Origin of the sequence: Mycobacterium sp. JS623 (genome assembly GCF_000328565.1) — a bacterium.
In the GTDB taxonomy this organism is placed as follows: Bacteria; Actinomycetota; Actinomycetes; order Mycobacteriales; family Mycobacteriaceae; genus Mycobacterium.
The window spans coordinates 605,975-625,149 of record NC_019966.1; the positions used below are offsets into that span (position 1 = coordinate 605,975).

Annotated in this window: 21 protein-coding genes and 2 pseudogenes; 19 read left to right on the forward strand and 4 right to left on the reverse strand. The window is 65.4% G+C overall.

The window, feature by feature from the left end; genetic code table 11:
- Nucleotides 1-5: 5 nt before the first annotated feature.
- Complete coding sequence (locus tag MYCSM_RS02805; protein WP_015304614.1) at nt 6-350, reverse strand: DUF3024 domain-containing protein; 345 nt, start codon at nt 348-350, stop codon at nt 6-8.
- On the opposite strand from MYCSM_RS02805, the gene MYCSM_RS02810 reads away from it, so the two are divergent.
- Both MYCSM_RS02810 and MYCSM_RS02815 read left to right on the forward strand, forming a co-directional pair.
- On the forward strand, nt 349-855 hold the full coding sequence (locus MYCSM_RS02810) for a pyridoxamine 5'-phosphate oxidase family protein (protein ID WP_015304615.1): 507 nt from the start codon (nt 349-351) through the stop codon (nt 853-855). The genes MYCSM_RS02805 and MYCSM_RS02810 overlap by 2 nt on opposite strands.
- On the forward strand, nt 852-2,222 hold the full coding sequence (locus tag MYCSM_RS02815; RefSeq protein ID WP_015304616.1) for a cytochrome P450: 1,371 nt from the start codon (nt 852-854) through the stop codon (nt 2,220-2,222). The genes MYCSM_RS02810 and MYCSM_RS02815 overlap by 4 nt, the downstream gene beginning before the upstream one ends.
- A gap of 89 nt (nt 2,223-2,311) precedes the next feature.
- Here the strand turns inward: MYCSM_RS02815 and MYCSM_RS35130 are convergent.
- Nucleotides 2,312-2,425: pseudogene (locus MYCSM_RS35130) on the reverse strand (nitroreductase family deazaflavin-dependent oxidoreductase); the annotation flags it as partial.
- A gap of 23 nt (nt 2,426-2,448) precedes the next feature.
- Here MYCSM_RS35130 and MYCSM_RS02825 point away from each other — a divergent pair.
- The 8 genes from MYCSM_RS02825 (at nt 2,449) to MYCSM_RS02860 (ending at nt 10,064) form a co-directional block, all read left to right on the forward strand.
- The gene (locus MYCSM_RS02825; protein ID WP_015304617.1) at nt 2,449-2,835 is read left to right on the forward strand and encodes a nitroreductase/quinone reductase family protein; all 387 of its coding nucleotides are present in this window, start codon (nt 2,449-2,451) and stop codon (nt 2,833-2,835) included.
- Between the two features lie 52 nt (nt 2,836-2,887).
- Entirely contained in the window at nt 2,888-4,204 is a 1,317-nt protein-coding gene (hemL, locus tag MYCSM_RS02830; RefSeq protein ID WP_015304618.1) for a glutamate-1-semialdehyde 2,1-aminomutase, read from the forward strand.
- Nucleotides 4,201-4,836 (forward strand): histidine phosphatase family protein, encoded by a 636-nt coding sequence (locus MYCSM_RS02835; RefSeq protein ID WP_015304619.1) that lies wholly within the window; start codon nt 4,201-4,203, stop codon nt 4,834-4,836. The genes hemL and MYCSM_RS02835 overlap by 4 nt, the downstream gene beginning before the upstream one ends.
- Nucleotides 4,833-5,429, forward strand: a complete 597-nt coding sequence (locus MYCSM_RS02840) for a TlpA disulfide reductase family protein (protein ID WP_015304620.1) — start codon at nt 4,833-4,835, stop codon at nt 5,427-5,429. Before MYCSM_RS02835 ends, MYCSM_RS02840 begins: the two co-directional genes overlap by 4 nt.
- The gene (locus MYCSM_RS02845; protein WP_015304621.1) at nt 5,426-6,196 is read left to right on the forward strand and encodes a cytochrome c biogenesis CcdA family protein; all 771 of its coding nucleotides are present in this window, start codon (nt 5,426-5,428) and stop codon (nt 6,194-6,196) included. Before MYCSM_RS02840 ends, MYCSM_RS02845 begins: the two co-directional genes overlap by 4 nt.
- Before the next feature lie 17 nt (nt 6,197-6,213).
- Nucleotides 6,214-7,764, forward strand: coding sequence for a cytochrome c biogenesis protein ResB (resB, locus tag MYCSM_RS02850; protein WP_198345044.1), 1,551 nt, complete (start codon nt 6,214-6,216; stop codon nt 7,762-7,764).
- 209 nt (nt 7,765-7,973) lie between these two features.
- A complete protein-coding gene (gene ccsB, locus MYCSM_RS02855; protein ID WP_015304623.1) occupies nt 7,974-8,951 on the forward strand; it encodes a c-type cytochrome biogenesis protein CcsB in 978 nt (325 codons plus the stop codon).
- A gap of 18 nt (nt 8,952-8,969) precedes the next feature.
- Entirely contained in the window at nt 8,970-10,064 is a 1,095-nt protein-coding gene (locus MYCSM_RS02860; RefSeq protein WP_015304624.1) for a MinD/ParA family ATP-binding protein, read from the forward strand.
- 1 nt (nt 10,065) lies between these two features.
- Here MYCSM_RS02860 and MYCSM_RS37685 read toward each other — a convergent pair whose 3' ends face one another.
- The gene (locus MYCSM_RS37685) at nt 10,066-10,230 is read right to left on the reverse strand and encodes a hypothetical protein (protein ID WP_015304625.1); all 165 of its coding nucleotides are present in this window, start codon (nt 10,228-10,230) and stop codon (nt 10,066-10,068) included.
- A gap of 47 nt (nt 10,231-10,277) precedes the next feature.
- Here MYCSM_RS37685 and MYCSM_RS02865 point away from each other — a divergent pair, with 47 nt between their 5' ends.
- From MYCSM_RS02865 to MYCSM_RS02905, 9 genes and pseudogenes are all read left to right on the forward strand, one after another.
- On the forward strand, nt 10,278-10,604 hold the full coding sequence (locus MYCSM_RS02865) for a DUF4229 domain-containing protein (protein ID WP_015304626.1): 327 nt from the start codon (nt 10,278-10,280) through the stop codon (nt 10,602-10,604).
- Nucleotides 10,601-11,635, forward strand: a complete 1,035-nt coding sequence (locus MYCSM_RS02870) for an aminotransferase class V-fold PLP-dependent enzyme (RefSeq protein ID WP_015304627.1) — start codon at nt 10,601-10,603, stop codon at nt 11,633-11,635. Before MYCSM_RS02865 ends, MYCSM_RS02870 begins: the two co-directional genes overlap by 4 nt.
- Nucleotides 11,636-11,767: 132 nt before the next feature.
- A complete protein-coding gene (locus MYCSM_RS02875) occupies nt 11,768-12,448 on the forward strand; it encodes an MIP/aquaporin family protein (RefSeq protein WP_232425710.1) in 681 nt (226 codons plus the stop codon).
- Entirely contained in the window at nt 12,445-13,017 is a 573-nt protein-coding gene (locus MYCSM_RS02880) for a glycosyltransferase (RefSeq protein WP_083906229.1), read from the forward strand. Before MYCSM_RS02875 ends, MYCSM_RS02880 begins: the two co-directional genes overlap by 4 nt.
- A 172-nt stretch (nt 13,018-13,189) precedes the next feature.
- Nucleotides 13,190-13,603, forward strand: a pseudogene (locus MYCSM_RS02885) (catalase); the annotation flags it as partial.
- Nucleotides 13,604-13,659: 56 nt separating this feature from the next.
- Entirely contained in the window at nt 13,660-14,298 is a 639-nt protein-coding gene (locus MYCSM_RS02890; RefSeq protein ID WP_015304631.1) for an HD domain-containing protein, read from the forward strand.
- A 196-nt stretch (nt 14,299-14,494) separates the two neighbouring features.
- Nucleotides 14,495-15,232 (forward strand): COG4280 domain-containing protein, encoded by a 738-nt coding sequence (locus MYCSM_RS02895; protein WP_015304632.1) that lies wholly within the window; start codon nt 14,495-14,497, stop codon nt 15,230-15,232.
- Entirely contained in the window at nt 15,229-15,435 is a 207-nt protein-coding gene (locus MYCSM_RS02900; RefSeq protein WP_015304633.1) for a hypothetical protein, read from the forward strand. The genes MYCSM_RS02895 and MYCSM_RS02900 overlap by 4 nt, the downstream gene beginning before the upstream one ends.
- A 229-nt stretch (nt 15,436-15,664) precedes the next feature.
- On the forward strand, nt 15,665-15,958 hold the full coding sequence (locus tag MYCSM_RS02905; protein ID WP_015304634.1) for a hypothetical protein: 294 nt from the start codon (nt 15,665-15,667) through the stop codon (nt 15,956-15,958).
- A 290-nt stretch (nt 15,959-16,248) separates the two neighbouring features.
- Here the strand turns inward: MYCSM_RS02905 and MYCSM_RS35135 are convergent, their stop codons facing one another.
- Nucleotides 16,249-18,834, reverse strand: coding sequence for a GAF domain-containing protein (locus MYCSM_RS35135; RefSeq protein WP_015304635.1), 2,586 nt, complete (start codon nt 18,832-18,834; stop codon nt 16,249-16,251).
- Between the last annotated feature and the right edge of the window lie 341 nt (nt 18,835-19,175).

Below are 19,175 nucleotides of genomic sequence, written 5' to 3' on the forward strand. Positions count from 1 at the left end.
TGCGATCAGCCGAAGAAGATTCCAGTCGGATCGTTGTGGATTTCTGCTAGGAGCAGCGTGACGTCCTGCGTCGGCTCGACTGCTTCGTACACGTGAAAGTTTGAGTCGCGGTCGGGCCAATACAGCTCCCAGCCACGCGACCGGGTGAACCGCAGACGCGCAACGAATACGTCGAACCACGGCCCGCCTGGTTGCTCGGGGTCGACGGCGCGAGACTCGACCACGGTCAACGCATTGCGCTCGGTATCCAAGCGATAGCGCAACTGGCGTGCAGCGTGCGGTGGCATACCGGAGTTCAGATCGCTGACAAACTGCTCCGCGAGGCGAACATCCTCAGCAGGCAGCGGCATGTGCCTAGGCTATTGGCTTGTGACACCGCTTGAGCGAATTGCCCCGGCGTTCATCGAGATGGCGCATTCGATCGTGTGGGCGTCGGTCGCGACCGTCGACGAAAACAGTCGGCCCCGCACTCGCATTCTGCATCCGTTTTGGGAGTGGGACGGCACCGATTTGTTCGGCTGGATCGCCACGGTGCCCAGCCCGGTGAAGAAGGCGCATCTCGCCGCTCACCCGGAAATGGCGGTCAGTTACTGGACCACGAACCATGACACCTGCAGCGCCGATTGCCTGGTGGAGTGGTATCACGACGACGAGACCCGTGCGGCAGTCTGGAACAGATTCGCGAAGGGCCCCTCGCCCGTCGGCTATGACCCCTCCATCATCCCGATGTGGGCGGACGGCCCGACATCCGATCAATTCGCAGTGCTGCGATTGAGCCCGTATCGGCTGCGGGTCATGCCCGGCACGGCGATGATTAGCGGTGAAGGCGAAACCCTCACCTGGACCGCGAAGTGAATCCGACAACCAGCGAAGCGATCGACGTCAGCTCCTTGCCGTTGACGCCGAGGAACCCGCTGCCGCTGCGGAAGTTGGTAAAGCTGGTGCGAAGGCTCGACACCGGGCAGGAAGTAATTCGCGACGCAGGTGGTCCCATCACCCGCATCGCGTTTGGACCGAAATGGCTGTTTCCGCCAATCGTCGCGGTGATGTCGCCAAACGCGATGCGCGACGTATTAAGCCGCACCGACGCGTCTTCCGAGCGGTGCATCATTCACGAGGAAGTCCAGAACATGGCCGGCGACAGCCTGTTCGTCCTTCCCAACCTGCAGTGGCGTCCGCGCAAGCGCGCATTACAGCCAGTATTCACCAAACACAATGTCCGAAACTTCGGCGGCCACATGTCAAGGGCTGCACAGCAATTCGTCGACCGCTGGCCCGACGGTGGCGAGGTGGACCTCGACATCGAATGCCGCAAGGTCGCCATGCAATCACTGGGGCGTTCGGTTCTCGGCATCGATCTCAACGAGCGGGCGGAGACGATCGCCCGGTGCATGCATGTCGCGTCCTCCTACACGGCCGACCGCGCGTTGCGACCTGTACACGCACCGCGGTGGCTGCCGACGCCCGCGCGCCGCAAGGCCCGCGCTGCCGTCAGGGCGATGCGCGCAATCACCGACGAGATGGTGCACGCATGCCGCGAGGATCCCATGCGTGACGCGCCGCTCGTGCAAGCGCTGATCGCGGCCACCGATCCGGAGACCGGTCAGCACCTTTCCGATGAGGACATCTCCAACGACCTGCTGATCTTCATGCTGGCCGGCCACGACACCACTGCTACGGCGCTGACCTACTCGCTGTGGATTCTCGGGCACCACCCTGAGATCCAGGCGCGTGTCGCAGCCGAGGCCGCCGAGGTCGGCGATAGGGAGCTGACACCTGACGATGTGCCCCGGCTCGGATATACCGCGCAAGTGCTGAACGAGTCGTTACGACTGTGCCCGCCCGCCGCAGGCGTCGGCAGGTTGGCGACGCGCGACATCGCGGTGGATGGTTATCGGGTGGAGGCAGGCAGCCTGATTGCGGTCGGAATCTATGGCCTGCACCATGATCCGGCTATCTGGCCCGACCCGATGGCCTTCGACCCCGACCGGTTCAGCCCGGAGAACGTGAAGGCCCGCAACCGGTGGGAGTTTCTGCCGTTCCTCGGCGGGGGACGGCCGTGCATCGGCGAGCACTTCGCGAGGCTGGAGACCACGCTTGCGATGGCGACGATTGTCCGCGCGTTGGAGATCCGCTCTGTGGACAAGGAATTCCGCTGCGAGGTGCCGTTCACCACCGTCGCCGACGGACCGATCTGGGCGCGCGTCAGCCCGCGGGTCTAGACGCGCTTGACCAGCACCGCCTGCTGGAACGGCAGCAGGCCGAACAGAGTGGGGAAGACGGTCAACGGCGTTCGGTAGGGCTTGCCCTACGTTCGGCCGATGTGTTCGAGGATGCCCATGGTCGGCGCCCATCCCGCCCACACCCGCTGGATCGGGTTGGTGACGTACCGGTTGAACCGCGCCGGCCATTGCGGTAGTTGCACGCCGACCATCACACTCGTAAGTCATGGCCTACCTCAAGCCTGGATGGTTCACCCGCGCGGTGTTCAACAAGATCGCGATCGCCACCGGGGTGAGCAATACCGAGAAGCTGACCGTGACCCGGCGCCGTAGCAAGCAACGGCAAGAGGTTCCCGTGATCACGGTCGATGTCGCGGGCGCCAAGTATCTGGTCTCCACTCGCGGCGAATCCGAGTGGGTCAAGAACGTCCGCGCCGACCCGAACGTGACGATCGGCCCGACCGCATACGTCGCGCGGGAGATTCCCGAACAGGACCGCCAACCGATCCTCGCGGCCTACCGTCACAAGGCCGGCCGCGCAGTCGACGGCTACTTCAAGCAGTTGCCGCGCGAGGCCGACCACCCTGTGTTCGTCGTCACCCCGAAGGGCTGAGCCACTACACCCTGTAGTTGACCAGCTTGGCCGGGCTGGAACACTAGTGGTCATGCACCGCACTTCGTTGTCGACGGCGGCCTCTGCTGCGCTTTTCGCCGACGCGTGTGCCGTCATCCCCGGCGGGGTGAACTCGCCGGTCAGAGCCTTTTCTTCGGTCGGCGGCACCCCGCGGTTCATCACGTCTGCTTCCGGGTACTGGCTGACCGACGCCGACGACAACCGCTATGTCGACCTGGTGTGCTCATGGGGCCCGATGATTCTCGGCCACGCCCACCCCGCCGTCGTCGAGGCGGTCCAGCGCGTCGCAGCCGATGGCCTATCCTTCGGGGCGCCCACGCCATCGGAGACCGAACTCGCAGGCGAGATCATCGGTCGCGTCGCGCCAGTGCAGCGGCTGCGCATGGTCAACTCCGGTACCGAGGCCACCATGAGCGCGATCCGGCTGGCTCGCGGCTACACCGGCCGCGCCAAGATCATCAAGTTCTCCGGGTGCTATCACGGCCACAGCGACGCGCTGCTTGCCGACGCCGGATCGGGTGTCGCAACGCTCGGCCTGCCGTCATCACCGGGAGTGACCGGCGCCGCCACCGCTGACACGATTGTGTTGCCCTACAACAACATTCCCGCAGTGGAGGACGCGTTCGGCCGGTTCGGTGACGAGATCGCCTGCATCATCACCGAGGCCAGCCCCGGCAACATGGGCACGGTTCCGCCACTGCCGGGGTTCAACGCAGAGCTGCGCCGCATCACCGCCGAGCATGGTGCGCTGCTGATCTCCGACGAAGTGATGACGGGCTTTCGCGTCAGCCGATCCGGTTGGTACGGCGTCGATCCCGTCGACGCCGACCTGTTCACGTTCGGCAAGGTGATGAGCGGCGGGCTGCCCGCCGCCGCGTTCGGTGGCCGCGCCGAGGTGATGGAGCGTCTCGCACCACTGGGGCCCGTATACCAGGCAGGCACGCTGTCCGGTAATCCCGTCGCGATGGCCGCGGGACTCGCCACTTTGCGCGCTGCCGACGATGCTGCCTACGGCGCGTTGAACACCAATGCCGATCGGCTGGCCGCACTGATGGGTGATGCGCTGACCGAAGCCGGTGTCGCACATCAGATTCAGCGGGCGGGGAACATGCTCAGCGTCTTCTTCGGCGACGCGCCCGTCCACGACTTCGCGGCCGCGCGCGCCACTGAAACCTGGCGCTTCCCGGCGTTCTTCCACGCGCTGCTCGACGCAGGCGTTTACCCGCCCCCGAGCGCGTTCGAAACCTGGTTCGTGTCAACCGTTCTGGATGACAAGGCGTTTGAACACATCGCCGAAGCCCTGCCGGGCGCCGCTCGCGCTGCCGCGGAAGCGACGAAACCCGCATGACAGAGAAGGCTCCCGAGGCCAGTGAGGCCGTGAAGACTGTCGTGCACGTGATGCGGCACGGCGAGGTGTACAACCCCGACAAGATCCTCTACGGCCGCCTGCCCGACTACCACCTGTCGGAGCGCGGGCGGGCGCAGGCGCAGGCGGTCGCCGACTGGCTGGCGCAGCGCGACATCGTCTACGTCGTCGCCTCGCCGCTAGAGCGTGCACAGGAGACGGCCGAGCCGTTGGCAACCCGACTCGGTCTGCCGATCAACACCGACGAGGATCTGATCGAGTCGGCGAACGTCTTCCAGGGCAAGAAGGTGTCCCCCGGAGATGGCGCCCTTCGCAACCCTCTCAATTGGCGGCACCTGCGCGACCCGCGCACCCCGTCCTGGGGTGAGCCCTACGCTGAGATCGCGGCTCGGATGACGGCAGCACTGCACCGAGCCCGGACGAAAGCGGCGGGCCATGAGGCCCTATGCGTCAGCCATCAGCTGCCCGTCGAAACACTGCGCCGGGCGATGACGGGGAAGGCGTTGCATCACTTCCCGACTCGGCGCCTATGCAACCTCGCGTCGGTGACCTCCTTCTACTTCCACGGCGACTCCTACGTCGGCTGGGGATATTCGGAGCTGGCCGGGCGGTGAAGTGGCTGGCGGTCCTGGCAAGCGCGGCGATCGTCGCGCTCGCTGGCTGCTCGACCGGTGACGACGCGGTGGCGCAGGGCGGCACGTTCGAGTTTGTTGCACCCGGCGGCAAGACCGACATCCTCTACGACCCACCCGAAAGCCGTGGCCGCCCAGGCAAGTTGGCCGGATCCGAGCTGATGGATCCCGCCAAGACGGTTTCGCTTGACGACTTCGCGGGCAAGGTCGTCGTAGTCAATGTATGGGGCCAGTGGTGTGGGCCCTGCCGCACTGAGATCACGCAGCTGCAGAAGGTGTACGACGCCACTCATGCCAAGGGCGTCGCATTCCTCGGCATCGACGTCCGCGACAACAATCGCGACGCGGCAAAGGATTTCATCGTCGACCGCAAGGTCACGTTCCCGTCGATCTACGACCCGCCGATGCGCACCATGATCGCATTCGGCGGTAAATACCCGGCCACCGTCATCCCGTCGACTGTCGTGCTCGACCGTGAGCACCGGGTCGCTGCGGTCTTCCTTCGCGAGTTGCTCGCAGAGGACCTCCAACCTGTGGTGGAAAGGCTTGCGGCCGAACCGGAGTCGAAGACATGACCGGGTTCACCGAGATCGCCGCCGCAGGACCGGTGCTGCTCGCGGCGGGCATCAGCGTCCTCGCCGGGTTCGTTTCGTTCGCCTCGCCGTGTGTGGTGCCGCTGGTACCGGGCTATCTGTCCTACCTGGCGGCCGTCGTCGGGGTGGAGGAGGAACCGGGGAGTGGGACGGTCCGGACCGCGCGGCTGCGGGTCACAGGCGCGGCCCTGTTGTTCGTCGCGGGTTTCACCGCCGTGTTCCTGCTCGGCACCGTTGCCGTCCTCGGGATGACGACCACGTTGATCACCAATCAGCTTCTGCTGCAACGCATCGGCGGCGTGCTCACGATCGTCATGGGCCTGGTGTTTGTCGGGTTTGTCCCGCTGCTGCAGCGCGACGCCCGGTTCACACCCAAGCAGGTCTCGACGCTCGGTGGTGCGCCGCTGCTCGGCGCGGTGTTCGGGCTTGGCTGGACGCCGTGTCTCGGCCCCACCTTGACCGGGGTGATCGCGGTGGCGTCGGCGACAGACGGCGCGAGCGTGGCCCGCGGTGTCGCACTGGTCATCGCGTACTGCCTCGGACTGGGAATCCCGTTCGTGTTGTTGGCCTTTGGCTCCGCTCGTGCCGTGCAGGGCCTTGGCTGGCTGCGGCGGCACACCCGCGCGATCCAGATCTTTGGCGGCGTGCTGCTGATCCTCGTCGGCACGGCGCTGGTGACCGGACTGTGGAACGACTTCGTGTCCTGGGTGCGCGACGCGTTCGTCAGCGACGTGACGTTGCCGATATGAGACGGCTGCTCGCGCTGATGCGCAACACTTGGCGGACCCTGACGTCGATGGGCACCGCGCTGGTGCTCCTCTTCCTGTTGGCGCTGGGCGCCATCCCAGGCGCCCTGCTGCCACAGCGCAGCCTCAACGAGTTCAAGGTCGAGCAATACATCGCCGAGCATCCGACCATCGGGCCGTGGCTGGACCGGCTGCAAGCCTTCCAGGTGTTCTCCAGCTTCTGGTTCACCGCGATCTATGTGCTGCTGTTCATCTCGCTGGTGGGCTGCCTGACGCCGCGGCTCGTCGAACACGCCCGCAGCCTGCGCGCCACCCCCGTCGCCGCGCCCCGCAACCTGAGCCGGCTCCCCAAGCACCACACCGCGGAGGTCGCCGGCGATCCGCAGCAGTTGACCGGGACCATCGCCGGTCACCTCAAGGGCTGGCGCCGCACCGTACGCACGGAAGGCGAAACAACCGAAATCTCCGCGGAGAAAGGCTATTTGCGTGAGTTCGGCAACATCGTCTTCCACTTCTCACTGCTCGGCCTGCTCGTCGCCGTGGCGGCCGGAAAGCTATTCGGCTACGAGGGCAACGTCATCGTCGTCGCCGACAAGGGCCCCGGCTTCTGTTCGGCGTCGCCCGCGGCATTCGATTCGTTCCGCGCGGGCAACACTGTCGACGGGACCTCGTTGTACCCAATCTGCTTGAAGGTCAACGACTTCCAGGCGCACTATCTGCCGAGCGGTCAGGCCGTGAGCTTTGCCGCCAACATCGATTACCAGGCCGGCGCCGATCTCAACTCCGACACCTGGCGGCCGTATCATCTGAAAGTCAATGAGCCGCTGCGTGTTGGCGGGGACCGGGTGTACCTGCAGGGGCACGGCTATGCCCCGACATTCACCGTCACGTTCCCCGATGGGCAGACCCGCACGCAGACGCTGCAGTTCCGGCCGGAAAGCCAGATCACGATGCTGTCGTCGGGGGCGATGCGCTTCGATCCGCCGGGCGGCAGCTATCCCAATCCCGACCAGCGGCGCAAAAACCAGATCGCGATCCAGGGCCTGTTCGCACCCACCGAACAGCTCGACGGCACCCTGCTGTCATCGAGCTTCCCTGCGCTGAACGACCCCGCCGTCGCGATCGACATCTACAAGGGCGACACCGGACTGGACACGGGCACGCCGCAGTCGTTGTTTTCGCTCGACCCGAAGCTCATCGCGCAGAATCGGTTGGCGAAGAAGGCCCGAGTCAACCTCAAAGCCGGTCAGCAGACCCGGCTCGACGACGGCTCTGTCGTCCGGTTCGACGGTGCGGTGCCGTTCGTCAATGTGCAGGTCTCCCACGATCCCGCCCAGATCTGGGTGCTGGTGTTCGCGCTGACGATGATGGCCGGTCTGCTGGTGTCGCTGGTGATACGGCGCCGTCGGGTCTGGGTTCGGCTCACACCGTGCGGCCCGGGTACGGTAAGCGTCGAGCTGGGCGGCTTGGCGCGCACCGACAACTCCGGGTGGGGCGACGAGTTCGAGCGGTTGACGCAGCGTCTACTCGACGGCGACGTCCAGCGGAAAGTTGAGGCACAGCGCTTATGAACACCCGAAGGCGAGCGCGAGTGAGGATCGCAGCGAAGCGAGGACCGGAGCGAGCGGGAGTCGAGGCATGAACACGCGAAGGCGAGCGCGAGTGAGGATCGCAGCGAAGCGAGGACCGGAGCGAGCGGGAGTCGAGGCATGAACACCCGAAGGCGAGCGCGAGTGAGGATCGCAGCGAAGCGAGGACCGGAGCGAGCGGGAGTCGAGGCATGAACACCGAACACGTCGACATCGGGCTGGCGCGCTACTCCGACTGGGCCTTCACCTCGTCGGTCGTGGTGCTGGTGGCCGCGCTGCTGCTGCTCGCCGTCGAGCTGGCCTACAGCCGCGGCCGCAAGACCGAAGCCCGCGAGCTCGTCGGAGCCGCGGCGGCGACATCCGGCGTGAGCGCCACCGTCGGCGCAGACAGTGCCATTCCTGGTGTCGTGGCCGATGAGCAGAAGCGCCCGCTCGACGAACGCGCCGGCAAGTCGGGCCTCGCGCTGGTCTATGTCGGCATCGGGCTGTTGTTTGTCTGCATCGTGCTGCGCGGCCTCGCCACGGCGCGAGTGCCGTGGGGCAACATGTACGAGTTCATCAACCTGACGTGCTTCTCGGGTCTGATCGCCGCCGCGATCGTGCTGCGCAGGCCGCAGTACCGCGCGCTGTGGGTGTTCGTGCTGGTGCCGGTACTGATCCTGCTGACCGTGTCTGGTCGCTGGCTGTACACCAACGCCGCACCCGTGATGCCGGCCCTGCAGTCGTATTGGCTGCCGATCCACGTGTCGGTGGTCAGCCTCGGTTCCGGGGTGTTCCTGGTCGCCGGCGTGGCCAGCATTCTGTTCCTGCTCAAGATGTACTTCCCAGAGAACGCGTTCGTGCAGCGGCTGCCCGATGCGCAGACGCTGGACCGGATCGCTTACCGCACAACCATTTTCGCGTTTCCGGTGTTCGGGTTCGGGGTGATCTTCGGCGCGATCTGGGCCGAAGAGGCCTGGGGCCGGTACTGGGGCTGGGATCCCAAGGAGACGGTGTCGTTCATCGCGTGGGTCGTCTACGCGGCATACCTGCACGCCCGGTCGACGGCGGGCTGGCGCGACAAGAAGGCGGCCTGGATCAACGTCGTCGGCTTCGTCGCGATGGTGTTCAACCTGTTCTTCATCAACCTGGTGACCGTCGGGCTGCATTCGTACGCTGGGGTCGGTTGATACCGAGAGGGGGAGGCGTTGTCTGACCAGCAGGCGGGTTTTCGCGACCAGCAGCGGTTCAGCGATCCGGCGGAGGCAGTGCCTGCCGAATGGAGCGCGCCGACGCCACCGAACGGATTGCCGCTGGGATACGCCTCGCGCCCGCTGGTGTCACAGCAGGATGAGCCGACGCCGTACTTCGACCTGTCGACCGTCGCGCTCCTCGGTCAACCCAAGCGGGCGCCGTCGGAGGGCTGGCGCAAATGGCTGTACTTCGGCACGTTCAAGCTGGTCAACGTCGGGGAAAGCCCTAAGGTCAACCGCCGCAACGGCCTGGTCGCCCAGGTGCAGCGGCCGCTGCGTGGCTGCTACCGGATTGCGCTGCTGTCGTTGAAGGGCGGGGTCGGCAAGACCACGATCACCGCGACGCTCGGTGCGACGTTCGCATCCATCCGTGGTGACCGCGTCGTTGCCGTCGACGCCAATCCCGACCGCGGCACGCTGAGCCAGAAGGTCCCGCTGGAAACCCCGGCCACGGTGCGCCACCTGCTGCGCGACGCCGAGGGCATCGAGGCCTACAGCGACGTGCGCGCGTACACCTCGCAGGGTCCGAGCCGGCTGGAGGTGCTCGCGTCAGACCAAGATCCCGCGGTATCCGAGGCGTTCAGCTCCGACGACTACACCCGCACGCTCGAGGTGCTCGAGCGGTTCTACAGCCTGGTGCTCACCGACTGCGGCACCGGCATGCTGCACTCGGCGATGTCGGCGGTGTTGGACAAGGCCGACGTGCTCATCGTGATCAGTTCAGGATCCGTCGACGGCGCCCGCAGCGCGTCGGCAACGCTGGACTGGCTGGACGCGCACGGCCACCAGGACATGGTGCGCAACTCGATCGCGGTCATCAACGCGGTGCGGCCGCGCTCGGGCAAGGTCGACATCAAGAAGGTGGTCGATCATTTCTCGCGCCGGTGCCGTGCCGTGCTTCAGGTGCCGTTCGATCCGCATCTGGAGGAGGGCGCGGAGATCAGCCTCGACCGGTTGAAGCCGCAGACGCGGGAGGCGTTGATCGAATTGGCGGCCGTCGTCGCCACGGGCTTCTCGGGCGCAACGCGCCCGGACACCCGACCGGGTTAGGTCAGCGGGGGTTGTTGTCCCCGTGACCGAGCCGCCGCAGGAAATCCGGATCGTCGTCCGGGCCGATCACGCGCGTCTTCGGGCGAGCCGCCGCTGTCATCCGCGTCAGCCGCCAGCCGGCGTAGATCAAACCGGCCAAGACGAGTATTAGGAGCAAAAACGCCACAAAAACCTCCTTGGTGTGAATATACGCGCCGTCGGTAGGCTCGGGCCGTGTCTGACCGACCGTCCCGATCCGGCCTCGTGGTGGACGTGGTGCTCTACGTCCTGGCCCGGCTGCTGCTCGTCGTCGTCTTGACCGCGGTGATCTTCGGTGCCGGACATCTGCTCGGCGTGCGCGATTTTCCGCTCGTCGTCGCGCTGCTGTTCGCGTTGGTAATCGCGCTTCCGCTCGGCATCTGGATCTTCGCCCCGCTGCGGCGTCGCGCCACCGCAAGCATCGCCGTTTTCGACGAACGGCGCCGCAAAGATCGAGCGCAATTGCAGGCCAGGCTGCGGGGCGAGGAGTCCGCAAGCGACGACCAGCCGACCGCCGAATGACGGCGCGCGAAGCGTTCGGTGCCGAATTCACCGGTGCCGACGGGTTTCTCAACTCGCCGACCTATGGCTTGCCGCCGGGTTTCCTCATCGATGCGTTGCGGGAATGCATCGCGGCCTGGCAAGCCGGGACGATGGAGGCGTCGTCGTTCGACGAACCGGTTCGTGCTGGACGCGCCGCCTACGCCGCTTTGACCGGTGTGCCAGTTGACTTGGTGGCCATGGGCGGCAACGTTTCCGCCGTGCTCGGTCTGGTGGCGGCGGCCGTTCCCGACCGCAGCCGGGTGGCCACCGTGGCCGGCGAATTCACCAGCACCACGTTCCCGTTCGCCGCACAAGCCGACAGGGGCGTGACTGTCACTGAGTTGACGCCCGAACAGTTGGTGTCGGACGCGGCGGGTTTCGACGTCGTGGCGGCCAGCCTGGTGCAGTCGGCGGACGGCGCTGTGCTCGACACCGACGCGTTGCGGCGGACGGTGGCGGGCAGCGACACGCTGACCGTCATCGACATCACCCAGGCGCTTGGCTGGAAACAGGTCGATGTCGGCTGGGCCGATGTGACGGCGGCCGGGGTGTACAAGTGGCTGCTGGCGCCGCGCGGAACCGCGTGGATGTCGTTGAGCGACAGGATCGCTCAGATCATGACGCCGCATGCGGCGAACTGGTACGCGGGGGTAGACCCGTGGCAGTCGATCTACGGGTTGCCGCTGCGGTTGGCCGACAGTGCGCGCCGTTTCGATGCCTCGCCCGGCTGGTTCAGCGCGCTCGGTGCAGGTCTGACGCTGCCGTGGCTTGCATCTCTGGACCGCGCCGCGATTGAGGCGCACACCGTCGGCTTGGCCAACCGGGCGCGCATGGAACTCGATCTGCCCCAACAGGATTCGGCCATAGTGTCGATCCCGATCGCCGATGCGGCCGACAAGCTGCGCGCTGCCGGTATTCGCGCGTCGGTGCGCGCGGGGGCCGTCCGCGTCGGCTTCCATCTCTACAACATCGAGGACGATCTGGACCGCCTGCTTGACGCGCTGGGTTGACGGGCAATAGCAGCTAGCAGGTAGGCCGGGGGTAAGGCTGCCCAGGGGGCTGGTTGGGCGACAGCGTTGACGACATCGGAGCATGGGGCCACGAGTCTATGGACCATGGTCACAGCACAAACACCGGCTCAGATGAGCAGCGCAGAAATGGACGTCGTGAGCGGGCCTCGGGTCGGCGTCAAGTACGCGGTCGAGGCGATCGGAACGTTCTTCCTGGTCTTCACTGTGGGCGCCGCCGTGGGCAGCGGCAGCCCGTTGGCGCCGCTGGGAATCGGGGCCGTCCTGATGGTGATGATCTACGCCGGCGGGCACCTCTCCGGTGGGCACTACAACCCAGCCGTGACGATGGCGGTGTTGATTCGGCGCCGGATTGGTCTGCGTGACGCGGTTGGGTACTGGATCGTGCAGTTCGGTGCCGGGCTGCTTGCAGCGGTGTTGGTGCGCACGGTGGTCGACCCGACACGGATGGCGACCGCAGCGGCGACGACGCTGACAGGCCGCACCCTGCTGGCCGCATTCGTGGTGGAGCTGTTGTTCACGTTCGCCTTGTGCTACGTCGTGCTCAATGTGGCCACCAGCAAGGACCACCGCGACAACTCGTTCTACGGCCTTGCGATCGGATTCACCGTCGTGGCAGGCGCAATCGCGGTCGGGGCGATCTCGGGCGGCGCGTTCAACCCGGCGGTCACGCTCGGGGCGGCAGTGATGGGCATGTTCGCGTGGCCGACACTGTGGATATACCTGGTGGCCCAGGTGCTTGCTGGAATAGCCGCGGGAGTCTCATTTCTCGCCCTGAACCCCGACGACAAGTGACCATTTCGATGGTCCCACCGGCCGCGGCGCTCAACCCCATGGCCGCCCGTTCGCTGGTGGGCCTCGCGGGCCTTCCGACCATCCTCGCTACAGGTCCGTTCGACGACCAAGCGGACGCCGAGCAACTGGCGGCCGCCTTCGCCACCGTGCGGTCGCGTTGTCGGGCACAGCTTGTACTCCTCGGCGCCGGCGAATACCGCACCATCGTCGTGCGACGAAGTCTCGCGCAAGGCGTTGGAACGAGTGTGCATGTGATCAGAGATCTCACTGAGGACCGTTGGCCGTACCTGATCGCCGCCGCAGATGTCGTGGTACCGAACCACACTGCGGAGCACACCACCCTGCTGGATGTGCTGGGCGCCGGCCGGCCGGTGGTTGCGCAGGCCGACCCAACAACCGTGCGATTGGTGGTACCGGCCAGTGCGGGACTGATCTACCGGCCGGGGGATGTGTCCGGGATGGCGGCGGCGCTGCTCCGTCTGCTGACGACTCCGTCGTTGCGCCATGGAATGGGTTGTCGGGCAAGGACAGTCGCTCGAAAGTATCACCTGCAGCGGATGGCCGTGTAGGGGCCGACGAAAGGAACCGATATGCATAGCATCATTGCCCGCCTCATCCTCTGGGGCGCTGAAATTCTCGACCGCAATCTGATCACCGTTCCGGATTTGGACGACGAGTACGCGGCACACGGCACCAATTGACAAACCTGCCAACTTAATTCACTACTGCCGAAGGAAGATCATGACCGACACGCAACCCACGCCGCCGACGACGACCGACGCAGGCATTCCGATCGAGAGCGACGAACACTCGCTGACCATCGGACCCGACGGGCCGATCCTGCGGCACGACCACTATCTGATCGAGCAGCTGGCGCAGTTCAACCGCGAACGGGTGCCCGAACGCCAGCCGCACGCGAAGGGCTCGGGTGCCTTCGGCCGGTTCGAGGTGACTCACGACGTCAGCGCGTTCACGAAGGCGGCGGTGTTCCAGCCCGGCACGACCACCGAGACGGTGATCCGGTTTTCCACCGTGGCAGGTGAGCGTGGCAGCCCAGATACCTGGCGCGACCCGCGCGGTTTCGCGTTGAAGTTCTACACCACCGAAGGCAATTACGACATCGTCGGCAACGACACCCCGGTGTTCTTCCTGCGCGGCGAGCGTGTCGAAAAAGGTGTCCGCGCAGGATCGGTCGTAGGAGGAGCGCAGCGATGACGGAATCGATCGCTGGGGTTACCATCCCCGACACCGTGGTCGTCAAGGCCGCTACCGAACTGGTCCTTGATGCTGATGACGATCTGCTGTTCCATCACTCGCGGCGGGTGTACCTGTGGGGCATGCTCAAGTCACGCCGCCGCAGGCGTTCGCCCGACCCCGAACTCAGCTACGTCGGTGCCATGTTCCATGACCTTGGCCTGACGCCGAAATACCGCACCGCGCATCAGCGATTCGAAGTCGACGGCGCCGATATCGCCGAGCAGTTTCTGCTGGATCACGGATACAGCCCGGCCGAGGCCCGGAAAGTCTGGTTGTCGATCGCGCTCCACACCACTCCGGGAATCCCCGAGCACCTCGAACCGGAGGTCCACCTCGTCACCCTTGGCGTGGAGACCGACGTACTCGGCCAGCAAATCTTTGAGATCACAGACGAGCAACTCGCGGCCGTCATCGCTGCCCATCCGCGCCCAGACTTCAAGAACCGGATTCAGCGCGCGTTCTACGACGGCATGAGGGATCGGCCGGGTACGACATTCGGCACCATGAACGACGACGTCCTGGCGCACTTTGATCCGGAATTCCAGCGAGAGGACTTCTGCCGCATCATCACGCAATCGGCCTGGCCAGAATGACGCCGGAACACCACGTGGGTTGATCCGACAGCGCGTACAACGCAGGAAGATTCAGCACTATCGCCTATTGTGTGCTGCGAGCGGTCACGATCACCCCAGCGTCGTCGGTGTCGGGATTCTCTTCGCGATCGGGTCGTGCGGCGGCACGAAGATGTAGTCCGATGGTCCATGCCTCGGACCGAAAGGGTGTCGGCACGTGAACAGCGCTGCCCTGTTTCTCACGGTGTTTCTCGCGTGTGCGGTTGAGGCGGTTGAGGCGACCACCGTTGTCCTGGCCATCGGTACGGCCAGGGAGTGGCGTTCTGCGCTCACCGGCGTCGTGGCGGGATTGCTACTTCTTGCCTGCCTCGTCGCCGCGCTGGGTCCGGCCGTCTCGGCAGTGCCGCTAAGTGGGATACGTCTGTTCGTCGGCGGCGTCCTGCTGATCTTTGGGCTGCAGTGGCTTCGAAAGGCCGTGCTGCGTGCGAGTGGTCACAAGGCGCTGCACGACGAAGACGCCGTCTTCCGTGAGGAACTTGCGGCAGCGCAATCCGCATCGGCCGGGGGACGCGGCCTGGTGTCGGACTGGTATGGCTTCACGGTCGTGTTCAAAAGTGTGGTCCTCGAGGGCCTGGAGGTCGTGTTCATCGCTGTGACGTTCGGCGCCAACGCCCACGACGTACCCGTCGCGGCGGTCGCGGCACTAATCGCCATTCTGGTCGTGGCAGGGGTGGGCATCGTCGTACGCGCGCCCCTGTCCCGTGTCCCGGAGAACACGATGAAGTTCGTGGTCGGCGTCATGTTGTGCGCCTTCGGCACCTTTTGGGGCGCCGAAGGTGCCGGAGTCAGCTGGCCGGGATCCGACGTCGCAATTTTGGTGCTCGTCCTGCTGTACGGCTGCGTCGCCCTGCTGCTGGTCGCCGCTCTTCGCGATCGATCGAAGGCATCGTCGTGATCGCCCGTTTGAAGGGCTTCGCCCGATTCTGGTACGCCTTCTTCGTTGGCGACGATTGGACCGTCGCCGTCGGCGTCATACTCGCCCTCTCCGCCACCTACGCGCTTTGCCTGGCCGGGGTGAACGCTTGGTGGGTCACCCCCGTCGCGGTAGTGATGCTGCTCGCCGCCAGCGTCCGCAGGGCGGCCCGCTCCCGCGGTTAGGGCTACGAGGTGGCCATCGCGACCACCGGTCTGCTGACAACGCCGCGACTATGCGGCCGACAACCTGTGCGTTCACTGTTGGGCCGGATTGCTCCGCTACCTGCCAGCGGTAGGTGCCATTTCCAGCTAGCCGGTAAGCGAGGACGGGTGTTGCCGGTGACGACAAAAGGTTGCCGCAGAGCAATTCTGGAATAAGTCCAGATAAGGACTCCTCGAGAAAGTGTTCAGAATGCAAATCAGATTGAAGTACCTCACACCGCTGTTGGCGGCCGGGGCTGCGACAGCAGCGATTGCGACCGCACCGGCGGCCCTCGCCGCACCAACGGCCGCGGCCAATCCTGCGCAGGCTCAGGAGAGCTGCCTCGAGTTGAACTCAGGCAGCCAGTGCCAGTCGCCCGGCAATGCTCAGATCGACGACTCCCCGCTCGGTCCGATATATCCCTACTACGGCGACTACCCGTTCTACGGGGGCTACTACGGCGGTTATCACGGCGGCTACCACGGTGGAGGCGGGCACCGGTAACGGTCACAGACGGGCCCGCGCCGGTGCCCCCTCGCCGGCGCGGGCTCCCCGGCTTTGAGCCTGTGCCGCCCAATTCACTCATTGGCTGGGCGCATCGACACCGCGGCCAACGCGCGTACTCCGTGGTGGCCGAGACGAAACTCACTATCCCGCAATAACATTGGCCCGATTCGCAGCGGCGAGAGCGCTTCTGCGCAGCCCGCCCCGACGCCCTTCGAGACTGGACCGGATCCACTCGTGCCAACCGATGTCGGTGCCGATCCCGCGGTGCCCTGTTTTCGCGGCATGGATCAGCCGTTCTGAGACGTCTTGTCCCGTCCGCCAAACGAACTGTCGAGGGGCATCGTGATTTGAAGCGACGTCCCATTTCCGGCTGGGCTCTCAATCCGCATCCGTCCGCCGAGGGCCTCCGCTCGGTCTTTGAGCCCGATAAGTCCTGACCCCTTGGCAAACTCGGCGCCCCCGATTCCGTCGTCGCGAATCGACAGGTAGAGGGTGTCATCGGAGGATTCTGCGCAGACTTCCACCTGGGAAGCGTGGGAATGCTTGGCCGTGTTGGTCAACGCCTCGGCCACGATGTAGTAAGCGCCGACTTCGACCGAGTCAGGCAAGTGTCTGTCGATCTTGAGGTCGAGGGAAACGGCGAGTGGGCACCGGCGGGCCAATGTCTTGAGCGCGGGACCCAGTCCGCCCTTGGAGAGGATCGCGGGATGGATTCCGCGTGAGATCTCTTGCAGGTCTGTTGCGATGTCCGTCAAACCCGAAACAACGCGCGATAGTTGGCTTTTGAGGCCATCGAGTTGCGGCGGCACCGACGCTTCTGCGCGGCGCGTTTGCAGTCCGAGCGAGACCAGCCGTTGCTGGGCACCGTCGTGTAGGTCGCGTTCCAGGCGGCGGCGGGCGTCGTCTGCGGCCGCGACGATGCGGGCACGTGAGGCGATGAGTTCGGCGCGGGTGGCGGCGTTGGCGATCGCGGTGGCGACAAGGTCGGCGAAGTCGCCAACGCGTGCCTCGGTGTCCGACGGCATGGGCTCGGACCGCTGCGAGCCAACGATGGCTGCGCCCCACACGCGGCCGTCGACAGTGATCGGGACTCCCACCGCCGACCGGATGCCGAGCTCACGTATGCGAGCGGCATGCGTACCCGCAGCATTGTCGTGACTATCCATTCGGGCCGCGTGGCTTGTCTGGAACACCCTCGTTGCGACGTTGTCGCCATCCAACGAAAGGCGTAGGCCGTCGGGCAGCTGCTGCAACCTGTCCCCGTGATAGATGGCGAGAGGGACGAATGCATCATCCGCGTCGTACCGAGAAACCGTCGCGTGGCCCACATGCACGCATCGCGCCATTTCTTCGGCGACCGTGCAGAACACCTCAGAGGGGTTGACCCCACGCGCTACCAGTGTCGCGACCCGTCGCAATGCGGCCTGCTGATCGGCGAGCACACCCAGCTCGTCGCGGCTCACCTGCAGATCGACGCGTGTTGCGGCGTTGGCGATTGACGTTGCGACAAGGTCGGCGAAGTCGCTGATGCGCGCCTCGGTGTCCGCCGGCAACGGTTCCGGTGCCGACGAGCCGACCGCCGCCATTCCCCACACATGTCCGTCGACGACGATCGGTACCGCCACCGTGCAACGGAGGCCCATCTCACGAAGGCGTGCGGCGATAGAGCCCGGAGCGCTTTGTAACTCGGAGTCGTCCAATCGTGCGGGGCGGCGGGTATGCAACACCCTCGTTGCGATGTTGTCGCCTTCCAACAGATGGCGGTTGCTGGTAACCAGCCTTTTCTTGACCTCGGGCTCAAGGTGGGAGAGGGCGAGGACGACGACTTCGTCGCCTTCGAAGCGGTTGATGGATGCGTTATGCGCATGCAGGGACTCCGCCATCTCGTCGGCCACAGCCGCGAATAGGTCCGACGGGCTCGCCCCGCGTGCGACCAGGGTTGCCACCCGCCGCAACCCGGCCTGCTGTTCAGCGAGCTCCTTTAGCCTGTCGCGGCTTGACTCGGCCGCCCACTGAGCTTCGTGCAATTCATCTTGCTGGCGGCGGCGTTCGGTCACGTCGCGGCCAACGGCGTAGAAGAGGCCCCGATGCCACACGACGCTCCACTCGAGCCAACGCTGCGTACCGTCCCTGCAGATCACGCGATTCTCGGAGCGCGCGGGCTCGGCGCTTCCTGGCAGCTGTTCGAGCAACGCACGCACGCCATCTCGATCTTCGGCAACGACCAAATCGAGGATGGGCCGTCCGGCTAACTCGTCGAGTGAATAGCCGAGTGTCTGCTTGAAGGCTGGGTTGACCCGGATGACCCTTTCCGGGTCCATGATGCACAGCAGGTCTGGTGACAGGTCGAAGAACCTCTCGCCCACCCGAGCCAGCCCCGCGAGTGCGTTGGCGACCAACGCCAGCACAAGGAAGACACCCACCACCACCAAGTTTTCGGGATTGAACGGGGCGAACTGGGTGGTCGGCCAATTGCGGAAGTAAGCAAAGGCGATGGCGCTGGCGATCGACATCGTCATCGACAAGCCGAATCCCCACACCATCGAAACCACCAGAACGCCCAGCAGGAAGAGCGTGCCGAAGCGGCCGGTCGTACCAGTAACCACATTGAGGGAACACACGACAAGGGTCTCGACCACGAGGAACAGCGCGGCCACCCCGACGCCCAGCACAAGGGCCGGAGCTTTGGTGCGGGTCAACAGCGCGAGCACACGCAGGCGCGTGCTGCGCGGGCCAAATCCGGCGTCGGAGCCGGTGCCCGCAAAAACGCGGCCCGTCGGCCATACCGGGCCAGGTTGCCGTGACTGCTTCGGCGTCACCAGGAACTCACATCGCTCTTCGGCGGACTTCAACCCGTCGCGCAAACTCAGCATAGCCGTGCAGACGCGCGCTTCGTGATGCCTACGCAGACAGCGGGAGCCTTCCTCATTTCCCACTGGTTGGAAGGCACAGACTCCAGCTGGCAGGGGCCTCATCTGGAGGTCAGCTGTGACGACATTCGTTTGCTACCGCGCGACTATTGACAACAACCGCCTAGTGATAGGGATCACGATGACAATGACGATCGCGCTTACCTGCGCAGCGCTCACAGGCTGGACCGTGGAGTGGGCTCAGCGCCGGTGCGAATTGTGGGCGTACATGCGCGACAAGGATCTTTGAGATGAACACCGGACCCGATGGCGGAAGCGATGTCAAACACCGCTTCCGCCATCGT